Annotated in this window: 16 protein-coding genes; 12 read left to right on the plus strand and 4 right to left on the minus strand. The window is 46.3% G+C overall.

All coding sequences use genetic code 11. The annotated features are described in order from the left end of the window. The 11 genes from carB to ACYVRH_RS15705 form a co-directional block, all read left to right on the plus strand. The coding region (gene carB, locus ACYVRH_RS15655; protein ID WP_461257774.1) for a carbamoyl-phosphate synthase large subunit at positions 1–2,592 on the plus strand (2,592 nt) is incomplete at its 5' end. Then, entirely contained in the window at positions 2,589–4,112 is a 1,524-nt protein-coding gene (guaA, locus tag ACYVRH_RS15660; protein ID WP_461257775.1) for a glutamine-hydrolyzing GMP synthase, read from the plus strand. The genes carB and guaA, both read left to right, overlap by 4 nt. 22 nt (positions 4,113–4,134) lie before the next feature. Next, the gene (gene aroF, locus ACYVRH_RS15665; RefSeq protein WP_461257776.1) at positions 4,135–5,148 is read left to right on the plus strand and encodes a 3-deoxy-7-phosphoheptulonate synthase; all 1,014 of its coding nucleotides are present in this window, start codon (positions 4,135–4,137) and stop codon (positions 5,146–5,148) included. 116 nt (positions 5,149–5,264) lie between these two features. Beyond that, positions 5,265–6,404 carry a bifunctional chorismate mutase/prephenate dehydratase gene (locus ACYVRH_RS15670; RefSeq protein ID WP_461257777.1) on the plus strand — a complete coding sequence of 380 codons (1,140 nt, stop codon included), beginning with the start codon at positions 5,265–5,267 and terminating at the stop codon, positions 6,402–6,404. 35 nt (positions 6,405–6,439) lie between these two features. Then, positions 6,440–6,817: a RidA family protein gene (locus ACYVRH_RS15675; protein WP_461257778.1), complete on the plus strand. Its 378-nt coding sequence runs from the start codon at positions 6,440–6,442 to the stop codon at positions 6,815–6,817. Positions 6,818–6,935: 118 nt separating this feature from the next. Next, on the plus strand, positions 6,936–7,943 hold the full coding sequence (gene asnA, locus ACYVRH_RS15680) for an aspartate--ammonia ligase (protein WP_461257779.1): 1,008 nt from the start codon (positions 6,936–6,938) through the stop codon (positions 7,941–7,943). Between the two features lie 20 nt (positions 7,944–7,963). Then, positions 7,964–8,251, plus strand: coding sequence for an Asp-tRNA(Asn)/Glu-tRNA(Gln) amidotransferase subunit GatC (gene gatC, locus ACYVRH_RS15685; RefSeq protein WP_461257780.1), 288 nt, complete (start codon positions 7,964–7,966; stop codon positions 8,249–8,251). A 13-nt stretch (positions 8,252–8,264) separates the two neighbouring features. Continuing rightward, a complete protein-coding gene (gatA, locus tag ACYVRH_RS15690) occupies positions 8,265–9,743 on the plus strand; it encodes an Asp-tRNA(Asn)/Glu-tRNA(Gln) amidotransferase subunit GatA (protein ID WP_461257781.1) in 1,479 nt (492 codons plus the stop codon). After that, a complete protein-coding gene (gene gatB, locus ACYVRH_RS15695; protein WP_461257782.1) occupies positions 9,740–11,176 on the plus strand; it encodes an Asp-tRNA(Asn)/Glu-tRNA(Gln) amidotransferase subunit GatB in 1,437 nt (478 codons plus the stop codon). The genes gatA and gatB overlap by 4 nt, the downstream gene beginning before the upstream one ends. Positions 11,177–11,339: 163 nt before the next feature. Further along, positions 11,340–12,437: a 6-phosphofructokinase gene (locus ACYVRH_RS15700; protein ID WP_461257783.1), complete on the plus strand. Its 1,098-nt coding sequence runs from the start codon at positions 11,340–11,342 to the stop codon at positions 12,435–12,437. A 32-nt stretch (positions 12,438–12,469) separates the two neighbouring features. After that, the gene (locus ACYVRH_RS15705; protein WP_461257784.1) at positions 12,470–13,141 is read left to right on the plus strand and encodes an MgtC/SapB family protein; all 672 of its coding nucleotides are present in this window, start codon (positions 12,470–12,472) and stop codon (positions 13,139–13,141) included. Positions 13,142–13,145: 4 nt separating this feature from the next. On the opposite strand, the gene ACYVRH_RS15710 is transcribed toward ACYVRH_RS15705, so the two are convergent. The 4 genes from ACYVRH_RS15710 to ACYVRH_RS15725 form a co-directional block, all read right to left on the minus strand. Next, positions 13,146–14,090, minus strand: a complete 945-nt coding sequence (locus tag ACYVRH_RS15710) for a M14 family metallopeptidase (RefSeq protein ID WP_461257785.1) — start codon at positions 14,088–14,090, stop codon at positions 13,146–13,148. Further along, a complete protein-coding gene (locus ACYVRH_RS15715) occupies positions 14,083–15,021 on the minus strand; it encodes a M14 family metallopeptidase (RefSeq protein ID WP_461257786.1) in 939 nt (312 codons plus the stop codon). Before ACYVRH_RS15715 ends, ACYVRH_RS15710 begins: the two co-directional genes overlap by 8 nt. Positions 15,022–15,388: 367 nt before the next feature. After that, the gene (locus ACYVRH_RS15720; protein ID WP_461257787.1) at positions 15,389–16,942 is read right to left on the minus strand and encodes a hypothetical protein; all 1,554 of its coding nucleotides are present in this window, start codon (positions 16,940–16,942) and stop codon (positions 15,389–15,391) included. Between the two features lie 52 nt (positions 16,943–16,994). After that, positions 16,995–17,276, minus strand: a complete 282-nt coding sequence (locus tag ACYVRH_RS15725) for a hypothetical protein (RefSeq protein WP_461257788.1) — start codon at positions 17,274–17,276, stop codon at positions 16,995–16,997. Between the two features lie 16 nt (positions 17,277–17,292). On the opposite strand from ACYVRH_RS15725, the gene ACYVRH_RS15730 reads away from it, so the two are divergent. Then, a complete protein-coding gene (locus tag ACYVRH_RS15730; protein WP_461257789.1) occupies positions 17,293–17,649 on the plus strand; it encodes a hypothetical protein in 357 nt (118 codons plus the stop codon). The last annotated feature ends 137 nt before the right edge of the window (positions 17,650–17,786 follow it).

Consider the following 17,786-nt stretch of genomic DNA (forward strand, 5'->3'; position numbering starts at 1 on the left):
GGCCGCTGTCGTACAAATATTTTGCCACGCAGCGGATTGCGTTTCCGCTCCTTCCCCCCCCACTCCCTAATTTATAAAATGGTAGACACCTGCGGCGGCGAATTTGAAGCTAAAACGCCGTATTTCTATTCTATTCAAAACGGTACTGAGAACGAAGCCTTGCCGTTTATTCAAAAGAGCGGCAAACAGCGGATTGTGGTTCTCGGTTCGGGGCCAATTCGCATAGGGCAGGGGATTGAGTTTGACTACGCGTGCGTGCATTGCGTTTGGACTCTGAAAAGTTTAGGATACGAAGTTATTGTAATTAATAATAATCCCGAAACTGTATCAACCGATTTTGATACCGCAGACAGGCTTTATTTTGAACCGTTGTGCATTGACGACGTGATGAGCATTATCGAAATTGAAAAGCCAATCGGAGTTATTGTCGCATTTGGCGGCGGCACTGCAATCAAGCTGACAAAAAAACTTCACGAGCGCGGCGTAAACATCATCGGCACTTCGGCGGACAGCATAGACATTTGCGAGGACAGGCAACGGTTTGACTTACTGCTTGAAAAATTGCAAATCAAACGCCCAAAGGGGTACGGAGTTTTAACGGAAGAAGAAGCGTTAGCCGCCGCCGAAAAATTAGGCTTTCCAGTGTTAATGCGCCCGTCTTATGTGCTTGGCGGACAGAACATGATCATCGCGTTCTCTCAGGACGATATACGCGAATATATGGAAATTATTTTGCGTTCAAAACAGGAAAACCCCGTGTTGATCGACAAATATCTTGAAGGGCCGGAGATAGAGGTTGACGCTCTGTGTGATAGTAAGGACGTGTTAATTCCCGGCATAATGGAACATATCGAGCGCACCGGCATTCACTCGGGGGACAGCATCGCGGTGTATCCCGCCATTAACATAGACGATGCGTTAGCTGAAAGAATTTTTGACGTTACTAAAAAACTGTGCATGGCTTTGGACGTAAAAGGCCTTGTTAATATTCAATATGTCTTTTATGAAAACGACATTTACGTTATCGAAGTCAACCCAAGGGCGTCCCGTACCGTTCCGTACCTGAGCAAAGTTACGGGTATTCAAATGTGCGAACTTGCCACAAAAATGAGCGTAGGCAAAAATTTTTCCGCGCTTGGAATTTCTCCCGGCATAGGAAAAATACCGCCGTATGTCGCGGTTAAGGTTCCCGTTTTCTCCTTTGAAAAACTCGCCGGAGTTGATACGCATTTAGGCCCTGAAATGAAATCCACAGGCGAAGTTTTAGGTATCGGCAAAAATCTTGAAGAAGCGCTTTACAAAGGCCTTATCGCGGCGGGATACAAAATGAAAAAAAGAGGCGGCGTGCTTATTACGGTGAGGGACAGCGATAAGGCGGAGATACGGGATGTCGCGGAAAAATTTGTCCGCGCCGGATTTTCGCTTTACGCTACGCGGGGAACAACGCGTTATCTTAAAGAAAAAGGTTTTGAAGTCCAACCGATAGACAAGATATGCGACAATCAGGAAATCAACACTGAAACTCTTTTGGCTGGCGGCTCGATTAGTTACGTCATCTGCACCTCAAAAAAAGGCAGAGACCCGGCGTTAGACGACGTAAAACTCCGCAGAAAAGCCTGCTCTCTCGGCGTGCCGTGCCTAACGTCTGTAGATACGGCAAACGCGCTTGCTGACGGTTTGCTTTCAGGGTACAGCGAAATAAATACCGAATTAGTTGACATTAACAGCCTGCGGACTGAGCGCATGAAATTGCCGTTTACAAAAATGCAAAGTTGCGGTAATGATTTTATTTATTTTGATTGTTTTAGAACGGAAGGAATTAATTCCCCCGAATCGCTGTCGGTGTTTTTATCAAATAGGCATAAGGGCATAGGCGGTGACGGCGTTGTGCTGATATTGCCGTCCGCCGCCGGTATTGCAGACGCAAGAATGAGGATGTTCAATCTTGACGGCAGTGAGGGCGGCATGAGCGGAAACGCAATCCGCTGCGTGGCAAAATATTTGTACGACAGCGGCCTTGTAAAAAAGCGCGATATGAAAATTGAAACAAAAAGCGGCGTAAAGGAACTCCATCTTTCAACGCGCAACGGCTTAGTGTCGTCCGTTAAAGTAAACATGGGACGCGCCGAATTGCGCCCGGAAAACATACCCGTCAACTTAAAAGGCGATAACGCAATCGCGCGAAAAGTAACCATTGGCGGCGCTGAGTACGAAATTACCTGCGTCTCCATGGGCAACCCGCACGCCGTAGTGTTCTGCAATAACCTTGACGATCTTGATTTAAGCGAAATAGGTCCGTTATTCGAAAACGATCCGCTTTTCCCCGACAGGGTAAACGCGGAATTTGTCAACGTTGTGGGAAGAAACCACTTAAAAATACGTTTATGGGAACGCGGTAGCGGCGAGACTCAGGCGAGCGGAACAAGCGCCTGCGCTTCTGCGGTAGCCGCGATCCTTAACGGACACTGCGACAAGGACACAGACATTAAAGTGCGTCTTCCCGGGGGGAATTTAATAATCCGTTACACGGATGAAGTTGTATATATGACGGGCGATTGCGTAAAAGTTTTTGAAGGGACGGTGGAAATATGAGCGAACAGGTATTGGTATTGGATTTTGGCGGGCAGTATAAGGAACTTATTGCAGGGACTGTCAGAGGCTTGTCGGTTTATTCGGAAATAAAACCGGGCAGCATGGCAGTTGATGAAATTTTACAAATGAAACCAATAGGCATTATTATGACAGGAGGGCCGAACAGCGCATATCTGCCCGATTCTCCAAAGTGCGATACAAAAATTTTTTCGTTGGGCATACCTATTCTTGGCATCTGTTACGGAATGCACCTTATATGCCATACCCTTGGCGGCAAAGTAGAGTCCGGCGACAAGGGCGAATATGGGCGCGTTACGGTAACGACGGCAAAAACTTCGTCAAAATTATTTGGCGGCAAGAAAGAGAGTTTTACCGCTTTGATGAGCCACAAAGACTGCGTGACCCGCCTGCCTAAAGGTTTTCGTGAAACGGCAAAAACTTCTGTCTGTATCGCCGCCTGCGAAAACAAAGCGAAAAAACTTTACGCCGTGCAATTTCACCCAGAGACAAAGCACACAAAAGGCGGGGAAAAAATTATCCGCAGATTTTTATACGACGTATGCGGCGCGTCAGGAGATTATAAACTTGACGATTATATTAAAACGCAAATAAAACAAATCCAAAAAAAAGTACGCGCTGAAAATGTCCTGCTTGCCTTATCCGGCGGCGTAGATTCGTCCGTGTGCGCGAAACTTTTATCAAAAGCCATACCGGGACAGCTTGCGTGCATCTTTGTCGATCACGGCTTAATGCGGTTAAATGAGGGTGACGAGATAGAGCGCGTATTTTCAAAAGAAAAACTAAGTTTTATCCGCGTTAACGCGAAAGACCGCTTCCTTGCGAGATTAAAAGGAGTGACGGATCCCGAAGCAAAGCGCAAGATCATAGGCGAAGAATTTATCCGCGTGTTTGAAGATGAGGCGAGAAAACTTGGAAATATTCCGTATCTTGCGCAGGGAACAATCTACCCTGATGTAGTTGAATCGGGAGGCAAGCACGGCGCGGTTATCAAGAGCCATCACAATGTTGGCGGTCTTCCCGAAGGACTCGACTTTACCGGAGTTGTGGAACCCTTGTCGCGGCTTTTCAAAGACGAAGTGCGCGTCATGGGTAAAAAGTTAGGCTTGCCTTCAATGATTGTCAACCGTCAGCCGTTTCCAGGCCCTGGTCTTGCCATCCGAGTCATTGGCGAGGTTACGGAAGAAAAACTCGATCTTCTGCGAAAGGCCGACGCGATTCTCCGCGAAGAACTTGATGGAATTAAAGACAGGCCGGATCAATATTTTTGCGTTCTTACTAATACGCGCTCGGTAGGTGTTAAGGGGGACGACAGGACTTATGATTATGTAATCGCGGTAAGGGCAGTAAAGACTGATGATTTTATGACTTGTGAATACGCCCCCCTGCCACACAAATTGTTAGACCGTATTTCATCGCGGATAACGGCGGAGATGCCGTCAGTAAGCAGAGTTGTTTACGATATTTCTTCAAAACCTCCGGCGACGGTTGAATGGGAATAAAATTTTTTATTAAAGGTTAATTATGATTGTTGTTATTAAAAAAGATGCGAATGAAAAAAGTTTAGAAAATCTGATCTCATGGCTTGAGAATCAGGGACTGCGCGTCAATGTAAACAGAGGCGTTTATCAAACTGTGCTGGGACTGATAGGTGACACGCACAGCCTCAACTCCGAACTTGTCGGCGGCATGGACATTGTGGAGCGCGTACAGCGGATTAGCGAACCATACAAAAACGCCAACCGTAAGTTTCACGCGGACGATACCGTAGTGGACATGAACGGGTATAAAATCGGCGGCGGCCATTTTCAATTTATCGCCGGTCCCTGTTCCGTGGAATCGGCTGAACAGATTTGCGGTATCGCGCAACATGTTAAAGAAGCGGGGGCGAATCTTCTGCGCGGCGGAGCGTTCAAACCCCGCACTTCTCCCTATTCGTTTCAAGGGCTTCGCGATGAAGGCATTGAGTTTTTGTTAAAAGCGAAGGAACTCACGGGAATGCCGGTTGTCAGTGAGATAATGAACGCTAATCATTTGCCAATGTTCGATAAGGTTGACCTTATTCAAGTTGGCGCGCGCAATATGCAAAACTTTGAACTGCTGAAAGAACTTGGCAGGCAGGAAAAGCCAATCCTGTTAAAGCGCGGCCTTGCCAATACCCTCGAAGAACTTTTGATGAGCGCCGAGTACATCATGTCCGGCGGAAACGGAAAAATTATTCTATGCGAGCGCGGCATCCGTACCTTTGAAACTGCCACTCGTAATACGCTCGATATTTCAGCCGTGCCGATGTTAAAGCGGCTGACCCATCTGCCCGTCATCATAGACCCAAGCCATGCGGCTGGAGACGCGGCACTTGTGTACCCGCTGTCAATGGCCTCAGCCGCCGCTGGCGCAGACGGATTGATCATCGAGGTGCACAACGATCCCGCCCATGCCCTGTGCGACGGGCCGCAGTCGATTAAGCCGGACGCTTTCGCTGATTTGGCGCGTGACGTTAAAAAGATTTTAGATATAGTTGGGAAAAGCAGTGAGTAGTGAGCAGTGAATAGTGAGCAATTAGCAATTAGCAATGAGCAGTGAACAGTGAGCAATTAGCAGTGTATAGTGAGTAGTATGTAGTGGATAGTAATATTTTGGAGTGAGGTTGGATTATGGGGATTGATGAACTGAATCAGGAAATTGATGATATTGACGAACAGTTGTTGAGCTTGTTTGATAAGCGTATGGAGATTGCGCTGGAAATGGAAAAGGAGAAAAAAGAAAAGGGGCTGGCTGTTATTGATACGGAACATGAGAGAAAAATTTTGTACAGGCTTTGCGAGAAGGCGCGGCCTGAGCTTTCGGGGTATGTCAAGGTTTTGTTCTCTTCCATTTTCGAGATTTGCCACAGTCATCAGAAGGCGCAGGAGCATTATGATTCGGCTGTAAAAAAATTGCTTGAAGACGCAGTTCAACATAAGAGTGACAGTTTTCCTTCGCGGGCGGTTGTCGCGTGTCAGGGTGTGGAAGGCGCGTATTCACAAGCCGCCTGCGACAAATTGTTCTCTCCCGCTGACATCACTTACTTTAACAACTTTGAAGGAGTGTTTCAGGCGGTGGACGGCGGCTTGTGCCGTTATGGCGTAGTGCCGCTTGAAAACAGTTCCGCCGGCTCAGTCAACGAAGTGTACGATCTTATGAACCGTTACCGTTTCTACATTGTGCGAAGCATTAAACTGCCGATAACGCACACGTTACTGGCGGCGCCCGGCGCGAAGATGGACGATATTAAAGAAGTGTTTTCGCACGAGCAGGCGATTCGCCAATGCAGCCGATTTTTAAAATCTTGGAAAAACGTAAAGGTTACCGAATGCGCGAATACGGCAATGGCCGCAATGCAGGCGGCAAATTCAAGGCGGACTGACGCGGCTGTTATTTCATCACGCGATTGCGCGGAGTTGTACGGTTTGCAGGCGCTGTCATTCAACATCCAAAACACCGACAACAATTATACGCGCTTTATCTGCATTTCTAAAAAGCCGGAAATCTATTCGGGAGCGCATAAAACAAGCCTTATGCTGGCGTTAAAACACAAACCCGGTTCACTCTACCATGTCCTTGCTAAGTTTTACGCGCATGGAATCAACATGAACAAACTGGAAAGCCGCCCCATTTCCGGGCAGGCCTTTGAATTTCTTTTTTATTTTGACATTGACACGCCTGTCATTTCAGATGAATTAAAACAGGTGTTTGCGGAACTTGAACAAGAGACGGATATGTTTGATTATTTAGGGACGTATCAGGAGATGTAAATTATTGTGAAAAAAAATATCAGGAGTATTAAACCATGAAAACAATTTCCACAAATTCAGCGCCTGCGGCAATCGGCCCTTATTCTCAAGCTATCGTAACAGACGGACTTCTCTTTGCCTCCGGTCAAATCCCATTGTCGCCAGAAACAGGAGAGGTGGTATCGGGCGGCATAAAGGAACAAACTGAACAAGTTATGCAAAATATCGCGGCTGTGCTTGCGGCGGCGGAAAGCGATTTTACAAAAGCAGTAAAGACAACATGCTTCCTGACAAGCATGGAGCATTTTGCCGCGTTCAATGAAGTTTACGCGAAATACTTTATCGGCAAACCCGCCCGTTCCTGCGTGGCAGTTTCCGCCCTGCCGCGCGGAGTTCTCGTTGAAGTTGAAGTCATTGCCAAAGTTTCCGGCTAAATTGTATCATCGACTTGACAATATAAATCGTTCTATACTATTATAATTATGTGATAAACAGCAAAGGCGCTGTGGACTTATGGTCTGCCGCGTCTATTTTTTTTACGGAGAAGATGAAATGAGTAAATTAATTGTACCGGACGGATACCGGTCAATTCTGCCGGTTTATGAGACTCAAATCGCTATTGGCGCTATAAAGAGATTATTCGAGGATAATCTGTCGTGCGCGCTTAACCTCAAGCGCGTATCCGCGCCGCTTTTCGTCGAGCCGCAAACGGGCTTGAACGATAACCTCAACGGCGTTGAGCGCCCTGTTGAATTTGCAATAAAGGATACTCGCGGGACGGCGCAAATTGTCCAATCTCTTGCAAAATGGAAACGCATGGCTCTGTACAAATACGGTTTCCCCGTTGGTGAAGGCTTGTATACTGATATGAACGCCGTGCGGCGCGATGAAGAGATGGACAACCTTCATTCCATTTACGTTGACCAATGGGATTGGGAAGTGGTCATCAACAAGGCTTCGCGCAATGAGGAAATGTTGAAAAAGACGGTAACCGCGATTGTAAACGCCATCTGCGATACGGCTGATAAAATCAAAGAGAAATATCCGGCAATAAACCTCAACCTTTCGCGTGACGTAAAATTTATTACTACTCAGCAACTTGAGGACGCATACCCGAAGCTGTCCGTAAAAGAGCGCGAGAACGCATTTTTAAAAGAAAACAAAACAGTATTTATCATGCAAATAGGCGATTTATTAAAATCAGGCATCAAGCACGACGGACGCGCCCCTGACTATGACGACTGGACGCTAAACGGCGACATTGTTTTTTGGAACGATGTCTTGGGGTGCGCTTTTGAAATTTCATCGATGGGAATCCGCGTTGATGAACATTCGCTGGATACCCAGCTTGCCAAAGCAAAATGCGATCACCGTAGAGAACTTCCCTTCCACAAAAAGCTGCTCGAAGGCAAACTCCCGCTGACAATGGGCGGCGGCATCGGGCAATCAAGGCTGTGTATGCTTCTTCTGCAAAAAGCGCATGTCGGGGAAGTGCAGGTTTCCGTGTGGGACGAAAAAACAGTTTCAGGTTGCAAGTCCGCCGGAATCGCGTTATTATGACGTAGTATTGGAGAATTTTCATGCAAATAGATGATAGATTGCTTGCGTATCTTGAAGATTTATCCTGCCTGACGCTTTCGGATAGCGAAAAAACCAGATTGACTGGCGATTTGCAGGAGATTCTCGATTACATGGCGCGTCTTAGCGAAATTGACACTAACGGCGTTGTTGAGCGCAGTCATCCTTTTGACAATGTAAACGTATTCCGTGATGACGAAGTGCGCCCTTCGTTTGATCGCTCGCTTATTCTGCAAAACGCTCCTGTCAGGAATGTCGAAATGTTTATCGCTCCCAAGACGGTTGAGTAAAAGGTTGACGGCTATGTTTGAATCGACCGTTCTAGTGCAAAGCAGCGCTTTGGAATTATCCGCTTTCATCAAAGCAAAAAAATTAAGCGCGGTTGAAGCCGTGGGCGCGTACATTGAATCAATCGAAAAAAACGACAGCCGTTATAACGCTTTTCTTACGGTATCAAAAGACAAAGCCTTGTCACGCGCAAAAGAAATTCAGTCGCAGATTGACTGCGGCGGCACGCTCTCACCGCTTGCGGGCGTGCCAATCGCCATTAAAGATAATATTTCCACAGAAGGAATCGAAACCACCTGCGCGTCTAAAATGCTCAAAGGCTACACGCCCGTGTTTAACGCGGCAGTTATTGAAAAGCTTGAAAAAGCCGGCATGATAATAATCGGCAAACTCAACATGGACGAATACGCTATGGGCGGCTCAAGCGAGACAGGCGCGTTTGGCGCGGTACATAATCCCTGGGATACCGCGCGAGTCGCAGGCGGCTCGTCAGGGGGAAGCGCCGCCGCAGTAGCCGTGGGGGAAACGCCCATCGCTATTGGTTCCGACACCGGCGGCAGTATACGCCAACCATGCGCCTTTTGCGGCGTTACCGGCATCAAGCCTACTTACGGTTCAGTGTCGCGGTACGGGCTTGTGGCGTATGCGTCATCACTCGATCAAATCGGCCCCATCGGGCAAAACATTGACGACTGCGCCGCTTTACTGTCGATCATTTCAGGACCTGACACGCGGGACAGCACCTGCGTAATAATAAAACCGTTTGAATTTGGCGAAGGAAAATCAAACTTGGAAGGCGTGAGGATTGGATTGCCTCGCAATTATTTTGCGGGTGGCATTGACGATGAGGTAAAGACCGCCGTTCTTGCGACAGCTAAAGAGTTTAAGGCGGCGGGTGCAACTATAGAAGAATTTGAAATGCCATTTTTGGATTATGTGATCCCTACCTACTACATCATCGCGTGTGCCGAAGCGTCGTCAAACCTTTCGCGTTATGACGGTTTGAAATACGGTTACCGCAGTCCCAACGCGCAGTCTCTTTCAGAAGTGTACCGTCTTTCACGCAACGAAGGTTTCGGATTGGAAGTAAAAAGAAGAATAATGCTCGGCTCGTTTGTGCTTTCATCGGGGTACTACGACGCCTATTACAAAAAAGCATTGCAGGTGCGCTCCCTTATCAAAGACGCGTACACGCGGCTGTTCGCCAAGTACGACATGATACTCTCTCCTGTCGCGCCCACAACGGCGTACCGTATCGGGGAAAATTCAGGCGACCCGATGAAAATGTACATGGGCGACATTTACACCGTGTCGATCAATTTAGCGGGTCTCCCCTCCGCCGCGCTTCCCTGCGGATTTGATTCTAACGGTTTGCCAATCGGCTTTCAACTCATCGGGGACGCTTTTTCCGAGAACAAACTTATCGGCGCGGCGAAAGTTTATCAATCCCGTACCGATTACCATTTGCAAAAACCAAAAGGGATAAAAGCATGAAGTGGGAAACCGTCATTGGCATTGAGGTTCATACAGAACTTTCAACAAAGTCAAAAATTTTCTGCGGTTGCACTGTCGCTTACGGCGGCGAGCCGAACACCCATGTCTGCCCAGTCTGCGCCGGAATGCCGGGCGTATTACCCGTACTTAATCGCTCCGTAGTGGAGTACGCTCTCAGGCTCGGGCTTTCTCTTGGATTTAACATTACCAAATACTGCAAGTTTGACCGTAAAAATTATTTTTACCCCGATCTGCCGAAAGCCTATCAAGTATCGCAACTCTACTTCCCAATTTGCAGAGACGGTCATCTCGAGATTGAAGTTGACGGCAAGAAAAAGACAATCAACATACGAGAGATACACATGGAAGAAGACGCGGGCAAGTTGATTCACGACGCTAACGGCGCGAACACTTTCATGGACTTCAACCGCTGCGGAGTGCCTCTTTTAGAAATTGTTTCGCAGCCCGACTTCCGCAGCGCAGCCGAAGTAATCGCCTATCTTGAAAAATTGCGCGAAACGCTTCTGTACCTCGACGTGTCCGATTGCAAAATGCAGGAAGGCTCCATCCGCGCCGACATCAATCTGTCAGTGCGCCCCATAGGCGGCGAACTTGGCACGCGCACCGAAACAAAAAACATGAACTCCTTCAAAGCGATTGCGCGGGCAATTGAATATGAGACATCACGTCAGATTGAAATACTGGAAGACGGCGGGCATATTATTCAGGAAACGCGCAGATGGGACGATGAAAGGCTTGAATCTTACGGTATGCGTTCAAAAGAAAACGCGCAGGACTACCGTTACTTTCCCGAGCCTGATCTGTTGCCGATGGAGATTGACGACTCATGGCTTGCGAACATCAGGGAAAATCTGCCGGAATTGGCGTATCAAAAACGGGAACGCTACTGCCGCGATTTTAAGATACTCGAATCCGAAGCTGTTGTTTTGACAGTTCACAAAAATATTTGTGACTTATTCGAGACTATTGCGCGGCAAAGCGGGCAGCCAGTAGAAGCGGCGCACCTTATAACCGGTGAAATCATGCGGCTGATGAACAATGCCAATGTTTTGCCGGAAGATTTGACTATAGATGCCGATAAACTTTCCGCTCTCATCACGCTTATTACAAACGGGAAAATCAACCGAAGCGCGTACAAAGAAACAGTTGAAGCGGTATTCACGAACAATGTTGATCCTGAAAAATACATTGCCGAAAAGGGATTGCTAATGATTAACGATGACAACGCGGTAATCGAAGCGGTAAAAACAGTTATAAATGAAAATCAGAACTCGGTCGCGGATTATCGCGCAGGAAAGGAAAAAGTGTTTGGGTTTTTGATGGGGCAGGTTATGAAGAAGCTTGGCGGAAAGGGGAATCCCGACATGGCGAAAAAGATTCTAACAGAGACGCTGAAAGGAAGTGGAACGTAAAAATCCCAGCACAAGTGTAAACCGTTACAATGTGATGTAAGACGCTTATATTTTTGCTGTTGAAAGAGCGCAAGGTATTTTTGAGCAGATACCTTTGCGCTTTCTAGTTATTATTTTTTTATGAACATTGGTAAATTGACATATTTTATTCTATAATAATATTATGGGTATAATTAGAAACAGTAAAACCAAAACATTCGGCATATTGACGTCAGGCGGGGATTGTCCCGGACTGAATGCCGCAATACGGGGCGTTTGCCGGGCGGCGCATGATCGTTACGGCATGAAAATTATCGGCATAGCCGACGGTTTCCGGGGTCTTATCAACGGAAATGTCCACCCGCTTAATCCAATTGATTTTTCGGGGATATTGACAAGGGGCGGGACAATCCTCGGGTCAAGCAGGGAAAAGCCGTTCAAACAGGCCAAAGGCGATGAAGATGTCGCCGGCGATAAGGTGGAGGCTATTAAAGAAACCTACCGCAAGAATGATCTTGACTGCCTGGTCGTGTTAGGCGGCAACGGAACCAATACCACAGGATACCGCCTTTCACAGGAAGGGCTTAATGTAGTCGGCCTCCCCAAAACCATCGACAACGACATTGTAGGCACCGACCGCAGTTTCGGCTTTGATTCCGCGCTGACTATCTGTACAGATGCCATTGACCGTTTACATTCCACCGCACAGAGCCACAGCCGCGTGATTGTGATTGAAGTGATGGGGCATAAGGCCGGTTGGCTTGCCCTGTACGCGGGTGTTGCCGGCGGCGGCGATGTTATTTTATTACCGGAAATTCCCTACGATGTAAAAGCTATCGGCAAACATCTGGAAGACCGGGCAAAATCAGGCAAAACCTTTTCCATTGTCGTTGTTGCCGAGGGAGCGCTTTCCATAGAAGAAGCAAAAATGGAAAAACACGAACTAAAAAAGTACCACGCCGAAAACTGTCCCTCAGTCGGCTATCGCGTTGCCAAGGAGATAGGAAATGAAACCGGCATGGAAACCCGCGCCACCGTTCTGGGTTATGTGCAGCGCGGCGGTATTCCGAGCGCGGCTGACCGCATTCTTGCCACAAGCCTCGGTACAATGGCGGCGGACATTCTCGCCAGGGGCGAGTATGGACACATGGTCGCTCTTGACGGAGACAAAATCACCACAGTAAATTTAAACATCCCCGAATCTAAAGTAAGATCCGTACCGGTAGATCACTACATGATCGATACCGCCATTGCCGTGGGGACTTGTATGGGGATTGAATAAATTTGATAAAATTTATTTAAAGGCAGGTTTAGATGACATTATTGGATTTTGTTATCAGAATCGCGGCATCGGCGTTATTTGGTTTTTTAATCGGGTTTGAAAGACAGCTGACAGGACATCCCGCCGGTATCCGTACTAATGTGCTTGTCAGTTTAGGTTCGTGTATATTTGTCATATTTTCGTTTATCATGGACACGCCCGACAGGACAAGAATAGCGGGGCAAATTGTAACGGGCTTGGGTTTCTTGTGTAGCGGTATTATCTTCAAGGACGGCGTGAATGTACGCGGCTTAAATACGGCGGCTACAATATGGTGTACGGCGGCTATCGGCGTTTTAGCAAGCTCAGGATTTATCCTGTACGCATTCGTGGCAACTGTATTGCTGATAGCCGCTAATGTTATTCTCAGGCCTATTTCAAACAAAATCAGTCCCTTGTTTGATGAAAGCGGTAAATGTTATCAGATAACGACTGTCTGCGCGGAAGGTAAAAAAAAGATTATCCGTTCCATAATTACGGACTATGTTTCCTCGTTAAAATTAGTTCTTTCTGATCTGGAGTGCAAAAATGTTGGCGATGACGAGGTTAGAATCATAGCAAAAATGCACGTTTACGGCAAAAACCGGGAAGAAATCGCGGAAACTCTGATCGAAAAAATCCGTGAAGAGAAACATGTTTCTTCAGTTGGGTGGGAGATTCTGTAACCAATCATACATTTGAAAACGGCACGATATTGAACACGTCGGTATGCTCCATCACAAGCTGTTTATTGTAGGCAAAGAAAATCGTACCTTCCATTGGCGACTCTATCCTAGCTATCGTGTTCCCCTCTAAAGGATGAATTATCTCACAGAGCAGATCGCCTTCGGCAACCTCGTCGCCCACCGAGACGTATTTTTTTAATATGCCGGCGCTGCTTGTCTGAACATTTCTTATCAATCCTTCGTTTAATATGCGCGTGTGCATTCCGCCGTGAAGCGCCCATCTGAGTATCCCTTTGGCGATAAGGAAGCGCAACACCGCGTTCACTGCGGTTTGCGTGGACTGCTTCCCGATGTGTTCGGTGTATGTCGAGAATAACGAATAGGCCTGACAGCCCCAAATCTGCCAGTTGTAGTTGAGAGTCGCTGTGTCATAAGGCTGCGGTATTCTAATCAGTCCGTAGGGCAGGCCGAAGTCCGACAGCGACTCGTAGGTTTCCGGCTTTCTGCATTCAGTGTCCATCACTTTGACGTGCGGCAGGAATTCGCCATCACGATAAAAACTCGCCATCTGTATGCCGTAAACATAATCTTTGACCGACTTGAACAGCCCGTCAGCAATGCGTTGCGTCGTCTCGCCTTGATCATATCCCGGAAACATTCGGTTGATGTCGGTGTTGTCCATTGTCCAAAAGCGTTTGCCGATATTCATGGAGTAAGTATTCGCGCACGGTATGATCATTACGCTCTTGCCCAGCAAAACGCACTCGTTCTCCTCCATGCGTTTGAGCGTGTCTACCAACTGGGCGCAGATCGCCATCTGTTGAATCTCATTGCCGCGCAACGCCCCCACTATGCAGCACGAGCGCTCGCCTGAACCAAAAGTGTACCCTACAATGTCCATGCTCTGTCGGTAGGGCGATTTGATCGAGTAAATAATGTCTTTAACCATTTTTAGAGTCCTCCATAATCCGCGCCAAAAGCGATCCGCCAAAAACGACAGGATATTCCCTTAACGTAAACAACAAGCCGTCGCACGTGGCTAATGTTTCCTCGACAACGGAACCGGTAAGCGGGTCTATGACGATGCCGATGCAATCGCCCGTGCTTACATGGCTGCCATGCGCGGCGCGAGGAATAAATATTCCCCCCGCATCCGAATTTAAAAAACCCACGCTGTGATCTTTTGAGACAAGCGGCAGACGCGTCTGCGCCGTTTCCCCGCTCCACATTCCAAGTTCGCGCAGCAGGTTCAATATGCCGTCCACAAGCTGGGCGCAGTAGCTCTCCGTTATGCGCATTCCAACGCCCATCTCGACAACCAGCGTCTTTACGCCGCGTATATTGAGCGAATGCGCCAGCGTCGATTCAAGCACGGTTGCAGACGCGTGTATCCACACGACATCAACATTGAGCAGTACCGCGTAGGGTAAAAGCGAAGCCTCGTTCTGTTCGCTAATTCGCGCCTGCGGTATTTCGCGCAAGAAGATGTTGCTTGAGTGTATGTCTATGCATATATCCGCGCCGTCAATGTCGCGCATAACATCGTATGCCGCGACTTCCGCGAGTGACCCCGATGGAGATCCTGGGAAAATGCGGTTCATGTCCAAGTCGAACATGGGAAACCCCCGTGTAACGGAATCGATCCCCAGCGGATTTACGGCGGGATAAATATCTACGATACCCGATAACTTCTGTTTCCCGTCATTAAGAATCTTTGCCAGCCGGGCGCAAACATATTGCCCCTCCAATTCATCGCCGTGAGTCCCCGTAACAATGCAGACGCGTTTGCAATACTTTTCCGCGTTGTTTTCGATACGGTTCTTCTGTATAATAAAGTTTTCAGCGACAGGCAGCGCCGCCACAGACACATGTTTTATCATTAAAGCCTCCGTACTTATTATGTTTTTTGCTATGGAAAGACACAATGCTTTTGTCTGTTATGATAGTGTATTGTGTTGGTTTATACAATGATTGAAGAAGAATTTACCACGAATTGTACCTTCGGTACATGCACGAACAGGGAGCGAACCAATTAGCAATGAGAAATTAGCAATTAGCAATGAGAAATTAGCAATTAGTAGTGAGAAATTAGCAATTAGCAATTAGCAATGTTGTTGTTCGTTATCTGTGCGTGGATACTCTGCGTTATCATTGACAATGGTCTAAAAAAAGGCTGTCCGCCTTGACCACTAAGTGGTTTGGCGGACAGCTTGGCGGACAGCCTTAAAAATACTTTAAATTGATGGATTAGGGTGAAGGCGGAGTAATTGAATTGGTAAATCCTATTTTGTAAGTGCCGCTTTCACTAGACGTATGCGGTGTAACCTTGATATAGTATGTAGTGCCTGATGATAACGGTGTTATTTCAGCATATAAATTACCAGTATCAGGCAAGGTTGTGCTTCCGACCTGAGTAGTACCGGTTGCATCACTATACACATAAATATCAATACCATCTGCTAAAGTTACGGCTATATCATTAGCGTGAATGTATGTAGTTGCTCCGGCAGTAAATGAGAACCACTGGGTGCCGTCTGCGGCAAGCCTACCGTTAGCCCATGTATCATCAGTAAGATTTGTATGCGGAATTACCACGGAGCCAGTTGGTGTAACCGAGAACTCAATGACAGTGGCGTATTGTGTACTATCGTCTGTTTCTCCCACTACTGTCAGATTAAAAACTTTTGCCGTAGAAAACGGATTATAAGGATCACTAGCGGTAGTATTAATTATCAAGTTAGTATTATCAGCAGAAAGTGTAGTAACACCAGAAACAGTAGCAAGAGCAGAATTTGTTAAGCCGAACCATTCAATACTGTAGACAATGTTGTTAAATTTATAAGTAGTTCCATTATCTACATTGAAAGTAATTATAGTACTTCGTGGAATGGAAATTGTAGTTTTTTCAGTATATGTATATTTAACACCAGCAATACTATATGTTATCTCTGGTTTTTTATCTTCTACAACAAAATTAATATCGGTGTCTCCAAATTTAAATACTGCGTTAAAGTAGTTCAAGGTTACGGTAAACGTGTATTCGCTGGTCATGTTTTTATAAATATGTATAACATGCCTGAATGTAACCGTATCGGCGCCTACATGTAATACAAAGTCCACATAATAATATCCGACAGCAAGAGTAAGAGTCTGTGCAGTACTGCCAAAAAGAGATTTAATATTTGGGTTGTAATCTGTAACTGGTGTTGGCGTTGTTCCTACTGCTCCTGGTATCACAGTAAGTGTCATGGTAGCGGTATCAGTAGTTCCAAATCCTCCAGTAATAGCGTCAAGAGTATATTTGAATGTTCCTTTATCTGTTCCTGTAGCAGGAGCATAAGCTTTCAAATTAATATTCGCACTTTTTACTCTACCTGCTTCAATAAGTACAGAATCCCCAGGAGTCCCGTTAGTTGCCGCTGCTTCCATAGTACCACCACCAACATCTACATACGCAATCACTATAAGATTATATGTTCCCGGATCAAGAACTATTTCTTGGGTAATATCTGCGGGATCTATATTTGATATAGTTTTTGCCGTTCCTGTTGTTGCAGGCGTGAATTGAAATTCAAATTCGTCAATGTCAGCAAGAACACCTACTTCTTCAGGTAAAATAGTACGGGCAATTTCTTTGTTAAAACTTAACCTAACCGCGCCTTTGCCCGCAGGTGGGGTAAACTCATCCGCGTTATTGCCGCCGATGGCGTTACTGCACCATGTTATTACAAGCATTGCCGTTACTGCCAGCAATGCAGCCGCCGCGGCAAAAAAGCCGCGTTTTTTGGTAAAATTCTTCATTTTCTTTCTCCTTCCTTGTTGATATTATTTAAACTTTTTATTTTCTTCATTTTTATGACACCACCGATATGTTAAAAGTCGTCCCATAGGCTTTTTCATCATCCTTAAGCCCGACGACGGTTATCAAATATGTTTTGACAGTTAAAAACGGAGCCACCTCGGTACTCGCTGTAAAAGCGGCTCCGTCTGCAAGTTGGATTTCGTTGTAAAACCAGTAAATTTCGGTGTAAATTTCCGTGTTGTCAACGGTTATATCCGCTGATTTTGGGGCGGCGTTTCTATGTATTGTTACCGACCCGCCTTCCGGTATTAAGTCGCCATTATTCGTCAACATGGGGCACAGATCATCAATGTTGAATTCGATATGGGTAATTATTTTACCTGTTTTATCTGAGGTTATGATTCCTATGACATTTGGATCATTAAGAAATTTACCGATATCAACTGGTTGTAAACATCCAAACAATGTTAATAAGTTACATATTATTAAAAGAAACAACGATAACGTTCTGTTTGGGGGGGGGGGGGTACGTTTTACTTTAAACCCAAAGCGTTTAAATAACGGTTTTTTTGTCGTAAATTGGGCATTTATAGCCACTTTTTGTTTCATTAAGATTATTTTATTGTTTTTTAGCATTTTTGTCAAGTGGAACTTGGGGAGGAAATGCCCTTTTTTGCAAGAAAATAAAAAAAAATGCCCTAAATAAAGTTATATATAGAACGCATTACCTAATTTTAAGTAACGGTTTTTTGTCGGGAATTGGGTATTAATAGCCCCTTTTTGTTTCATTGAGAGTATTTTGTGCTTTTTAGGGGAGTTTGTCAAGAGGGCGATAAAAGGCTA

The sequence above is a fragment of the Treponema sp. R80B11-R83G3 genome (assembly GCF_054786115.1).

What these genes read in the sequence shown, in the direction of transcription:
- guaA (WP_461257775.1), top strand. Translation starts at nt 2,589, where the DNA reads ATGAGCGAACAGGTATTGGTATTGGATTTTGGCGGGCAGTATAAGGAA.
- aroF (WP_461257776.1), top strand. Translation starts at nt 4,135, where the DNA reads ATGATTGTTGTTATTAAAAAAGATGCGAATGAAAAAAGTTTAGAAAAT.
- ACYVRH_RS15670 (WP_461257777.1), top strand. Translation starts at nt 5,265, where the DNA reads ATGGGGATTGATGAACTGAATCAGGAAATTGATGATATTGACGAACAG.
- ACYVRH_RS15675 (WP_461257778.1), top strand. Translation starts at nt 6,440, where the DNA reads ATGAAAACAATTTCCACAAATTCAGCGCCTGCGGCAATCGGCCCTTAT.
- asnA (WP_461257779.1), top strand. Translation starts at nt 6,936, where the DNA reads ATGAGTAAATTAATTGTACCGGACGGATACCGGTCAATTCTGCCGGTT.
- gatC (WP_461257780.1), top strand. Translation starts at nt 7,964, where the DNA reads ATGCAAATAGATGATAGATTGCTTGCGTATCTTGAAGATTTATCCTGC.
- gatA (WP_461257781.1), top strand. Translation starts at nt 8,265, where the DNA reads ATGTTTGAATCGACCGTTCTAGTGCAAAGCAGCGCTTTGGAATTATCC.
- gatB (WP_461257782.1), top strand. Translation starts at nt 9,740, where the DNA reads ATGAAGTGGGAAACCGTCATTGGCATTGAGGTTCATACAGAACTTTCA.
- ACYVRH_RS15700 (WP_461257783.1), top strand. Translation starts at nt 11,340, where the DNA reads ATGGGTATAATTAGAAACAGTAAAACCAAAACATTCGGCATATTGACG.
- ACYVRH_RS15705 (WP_461257784.1), top strand. Translation starts at nt 12,470, where the DNA reads ATGACATTATTGGATTTTGTTATCAGAATCGCGGCATCGGCGTTATTT.
- ACYVRH_RS15710 (WP_461257785.1), bottom strand. Translation starts at nt 14,090, where the DNA reads ATGGTTAAAGACATTATTTACTCGATCAAATCGCCCTACCGACAGAGC.
- ACYVRH_RS15715 (WP_461257786.1), bottom strand. Translation starts at nt 15,021, where the DNA reads ATGATAAAACATGTGTCTGTGGCGGCGCTGCCTGTCGCTGAAAACTTT.
- ACYVRH_RS15720 (WP_461257787.1), bottom strand. Translation starts at nt 16,942, where the DNA reads ATGAAGAATTTTACCAAAAAACGCGGCTTTTTTGCCGCGGCGGCTGCA.
- ACYVRH_RS15725 (WP_461257788.1), bottom strand. Translation starts at nt 17,276, where the DNA reads ATGTTGACGAATAATGGCGACTTAATACCGGAAGGCGGGTCGGTAACA.
- ACYVRH_RS15730 (WP_461257789.1), top strand. Translation starts at nt 17,293, where the DNA reads ATGTTGAATTCGATATGGGTAATTATTTTACCTGTTTTATCTGAGGTT.